3 protein-coding genes and 2 pseudogenes are annotated in these 4,226 nt (G+C 70.4%); 3 read left to right on the top strand and 2 right to left on the bottom strand.

The features are described 5' to 3' along the window. The first annotated feature begins 262 nt into the window (after positions 1 to 262). On the top strand, positions 263 to 844 hold the full coding sequence (locus ACY45C_RS01590; RefSeq protein ID WP_462185903.1) for an HAD family hydrolase: 582 nt from the start codon (positions 263 to 265) through the stop codon (positions 842 to 844). A gap of 322 nt (positions 845 to 1,166) precedes the next feature. On the opposite strand, the pseudogene ACY45C_RS01585 reads toward ACY45C_RS01590, so the two are convergent. Then, positions 1,167 to 1,690 (bottom strand): annotated as a pseudogene (locus ACY45C_RS01585) (Uma2 family endonuclease). A 23-nt stretch (positions 1,691 to 1,713) separates the two neighbouring features. Next, the gene (locus ACY45C_RS01580) at positions 1,714 to 2,076 is read right to left on the bottom strand and encodes an ArsR/SmtB family transcription factor (protein ID WP_462185896.1); all 363 of its coding nucleotides are present in this window, start codon (positions 2,074 to 2,076) and stop codon (positions 1,714 to 1,716) included. On the opposite strand from ACY45C_RS01580, the pseudogene ACY45C_RS01575 reads away from it, so the two are divergent. Together ACY45C_RS01575 and ACY45C_RS01570 are read left to right on the top strand one after the other, a co-directional pair. Beyond that, positions 2,036 to 3,169 (top strand): annotated as a pseudogene (locus tag ACY45C_RS01575) (HAD-IC family P-type ATPase); the annotation flags it as partial. The gene ACY45C_RS01580 and the pseudogene ACY45C_RS01575 overlap by 41 nt on opposite strands. A 168-nt stretch (positions 3,170 to 3,337) precedes the next feature. Then, the coding region (locus ACY45C_RS01570; RefSeq protein ID WP_462185895.1) for an ATP-binding protein at positions 3,338 to 4,226 on the top strand (889 nt) is incomplete at its 3' end.

The following is a 4,226-nucleotide window of genomic DNA, read 5'->3' as shown; positions in this document are numbered from 1 at the left end:
ATCGCCGTCACCGTAGACGGCACCATCCTCGCCCTCGACACCCAAACCCTAACAACCCGAACCCTGACAACCCAAACCCCAACGTGACCGCCCCCACACCCACCCTCCGGCCGGCCGCATCGCAGCCGAGCGGGACAAGCCACGCCGGCTTCGTCCTCACCACGCCGGCACCGACGGCACCGCCGACCAACTCCTCCACTCCTCCACAAGGTGAGCGCCCCCGCATGACCCACACCCCGACCGGCACCCTGCTCGTGTTCGACTGGAACGGCACCGTCATGGCCGACACCGACCGCGCCCACCACGCCACCAACGCCGTCCTACACGGCCACGGCCTCCCGAAACTCACCCTCCACCAGTTCCGGGCCGCCTTCCAGCTCCCGCTACGCACCTTCTTCACCGAACTCGGCCTGCCCCCACCGCCACCGCCACCGCCACCGCCGAACAGGAATGGAACACCCACCTCAGCCACCTCCCCGCCCAACCACGCCCCGACGCCACCGAAGCATTCACCCGCCTCACCGCCTACGGCGCCACCCTCGGCGTCGTCTCCGCCGCCAGCACCGCCACCGTCCACGCCGACGCCCACACCGGCGGGCTCAACCCCCTCCTACACTTCCTCGACGGCGACGTCACCGACAAAACCCACCAGCTGCGCCAACGCCGCACCACCACCCGCGCCCTCTACATCGGCGACACCGCCTACGACATCCACAGCGGACGCGCCGCCGGCTACCAGACCGTCGCCATCACCAACGGCTACACCCCCACCCGCACCCTGCACACAGCCAGACCCGACCACATCATCGACTCCCTCACCGAACTCCTCGACCTCCTCACCTGACAGGAAGGCCCGCGCCCAGACGGGCGCGAACCTCATGCCACCTCCCAGCCGATCAACCCCGCAGGCTGTACTGTAGGTAGCGCCGAGGACACGAAGGCCAACCCGGTAGGAACCGCCGGGTCGTCGTCGACGAAGGCCTGCTTATCCACGACGAGATCTACTTCAACGCCGGACGGCTCGCCCCGTCCGTCTTGGACTACCTGCTGCTGGCCTGGCCGGACCGTCGCGCCCATCGCCGCACGACGCCCTGGGCGGACAGGAGCCAGCGCCCCGGCCCGTCGCACTCGGCGCTCCTTCGCGGAGCGCCGGCAAAGGATGGGTATCAGAGCTGACCGAAATCGATCTCTGCCGCGAAGGGAGCCGAGATCTTGACCACGCCGGTGAACACCTCTCCATCCCGGTAGGCCCCGCTCGCCGGATCGAGGACATAAGTGTACACTGGACATAGGTGTACACCAGCGGAACACCGGTAGCGGCCTGCTCGACCCGCCAGTAGAAAGCGATGCCGGCCCTGGCGTACTGATCCACCTTCACGATCCTGTCGGTGGTCTCCGACCCCGGCGAGACGATCTCCACAACCAGCAGCACGTGCTCGGGACGGGTGGGCGTGACGTCGATCGTGTCCGCGCGATACACCACGACATCCGGACGGCGATTGGTGAGCGGCACGCCCTGCAGCCGGACGTCGAAGTCCGTATCGGCGTTCCAGTCCGCCCCCGCGGCCACCTCCAGATCGCTCGATGGGCACCGCCTTGCCTCTTGCCCGGATCCCTCTTCCCCGGACCATTGACCGCGAGACTTGGCCGTCCGCGCCTGGGGACGGCGCGACCTCGCCTCCACCGGCACGGGCGGGATGCGTGGTCGGCGCGTCAGGCGCTCGGGGCGGTCGCCGTCTCCCGCTCCGGCTCGGCGTCGGTAGCGGGGGTGTCCGCGAGGCCGAGGCCGAGGTGTTCGACATGGTAGAGGGCCTGGTCAAGGAGCTCGGCGACGTGGTTGTCGTAGAGGGAGTACACCACGGAGCGGCCTTTGCGGGTGCCAGCCACGAGGCCGAGATGGCGCAGCAGGCGGAGCTGGTGGGAGCAGGCGGACTGCTCCAGACCGACCTCGGCGGCCAGCTCGGTCGCGGCGAGCGGGCCCTCGCGTAACCGGGCGAGGATCAACAGTCTCGACGGGGCCGCCAGCGATTGGAGAGTGGTGGCGACCTTGCCCCCGCTGCTGTCCGCGGTCGCCACCGCCGGCCGCCACGGCGTCCTGATCAAGTCCGTCCTGATCAAGTCCGTGCTGGTCATGGAACGCCTCGGCCAGGTCGACGCCGTCGCGCTGGACAAGACCGGCACCCTCACCGAAGGCACCCCTCGGGTGACGGACATCCAGCCGCTGGCCGCCTCCGGCCTTACCCAGGACAGCCTGCTGGCGCTGGCGGCGGCGGCCGAGCACCCCAGCGAGCACCCGCTGGCCCGCTCCATCGTGGCAGCCGCCCGCACCCGCGAACTGGACATCCCGCCGGTGGAGACCTTCACCTCCACAGCCGGCACCGGCGTGACCGCCACCGTCAACGGCCATCCGGTCGCGGTCGGCAGCTCCGTACGGCTGCTGGGCAGCCGCTCCCGGCACCCGGCCGCCGCGGTGGCCGCCCGCCTGGAAGAAAAGGGCCGTACCGCGGTCCTGGTCATCCAGGACGACACCCCGGTGGGTGTGCTGGGCATCGCCGACCGGCTGCGCGACAAGGCCGCCGCCACCGTCACCGCCCTGGCCACGGCGACCGGCACCGCGCCTGTCCTGGTCACCGGCGACAACCCGCGCGCCGCCGCCCACCTCGCCGCCGAGGTCGGCATCGCCGACGTCCGCGCCGGTCTACTACCCCAGGACAAAGTCACCGCTGTCCAAAACCTCCAGCAGGCCGGCCGGAAGGTGCTGATGGTCGGCGACGGCGTCAACGACGCCCCCGCACTCGCCGCCGCCTACGCCAGCATCGCCATGGGCCGCGCCGGCTCCGACCTCGCCCTCGACACCGCCGACGCCGTGGTGGTCCGCGACGAACTGGCCACCATCCCCGCTGTCGTCGCCCTCGCGCAGCGGGCCCGCCGCCTGGTAGTGCAGAACCTCGTCATCGCCGCGTTGTTCATCACTGGCCTGGTGATCTGGGACCTGATCGGCACCCTGCCGCTGCCGCTGGGAGTCGCCGGCCACGAGGGCTCCACCGTCATCGTCGGCCTCAACGGACTGCGTCTACTCACCGACGCCGCCTGGCGCCGCGCCGAGCGGCCAGAACACTCGGCTGAGATCGCCCGTCCTGATCATCACCACCGGAACGCGCAGGAGTAGGGGCCGCCCCGCCCAAGGGAGCACCTACAGGCACGAAGATTGCCTTCGGCCGGGGGTGGCGGTCCCAAGGTCCCGCCAGAAAGCTTCGTCAGTCCCTGCTGATCGGGGCAGAACAGAAGGGCATTGTCGAGTCGACGATCCGTCGGTGACCGACTTGAAGGAGCCAGCGTGCCCATCTGGCACATCCGTCCCTACGAGACCGCCGACTACGCGGCGACAGTACGCCTGCTGGAGGAAGTGCGGAGCACCCTGGGCGGCCCGCCCATCAACCTCACCGACACCGTGCTGGCGCTGCGGCACGAACTCCCGGACACCGAGTCCCCCGCGGTGGTCGCCGTCGCGGGCGAGCATCTCGTCGGTGCCGCGGTCGGGCGCAAGGAGGGCGGCCAGGGCCGGGTGCTCACGGTCGCCATCGCGCCCGCCTGGCGTCACCACGGCATTGGCTCCAGCCTGTTGCAGAGCGTGGAGAACCTGCTCCTGCACGCCGGCTGCCGGCGGATCACCACGCTGATCACCCCCGGGCAGCCGGGTGAGGAGGCGTTCCTCAACCGCGGCTTCACCGCTACCGGGCAGGTACTCTACGACAAGCAGGTTCCCCTGCGCCCGGCGGACGTCTCCACCGTCGAGCGGTGGGGCGGCGCGCTGCTGAGCACCTCCGAGTGGTCCAACCTCGCCGGGATGGAGGAGGAGCGCGCGCTCATCGAGAAGCGGCTGCTGCTGCCGGTCCGGGAACGGGAGCTCGCCGAGGCATACGGAGTCGTCATCCCGACGGCGATGCTGCTGTTCGGGCCGCCCGGCACCGGCAAGACGTCCTTCGCCCGGGCGGTCGCCGCCCGGCTGGAATGGCCGTTCGTCGAGCTGCTGCCCTCACGGCTGGCCTCCGGCGGCAGTGGGCTCGCCGCCGAGCTGCGGTCAGCGATCAACGACCTCATGGGGGTCGAGCGGGTCGTCGTGTTCATTGACGAGGTCGACGAGATCGCCCAGTCACGCGAGACCCGGCCGGAGAACCAGTCCGTCGTCAACGAGCTACTCAAGGCGATCCCGCAGTTCCGCGGGG

The organism is Frankia sp. CcWB2, assembly GCF_977927585.1.
The sequence above is the reverse complement of the archived record's forward strand: the minus strand, read 5'-3'. Positions and strand labels throughout refer to the sequence as shown.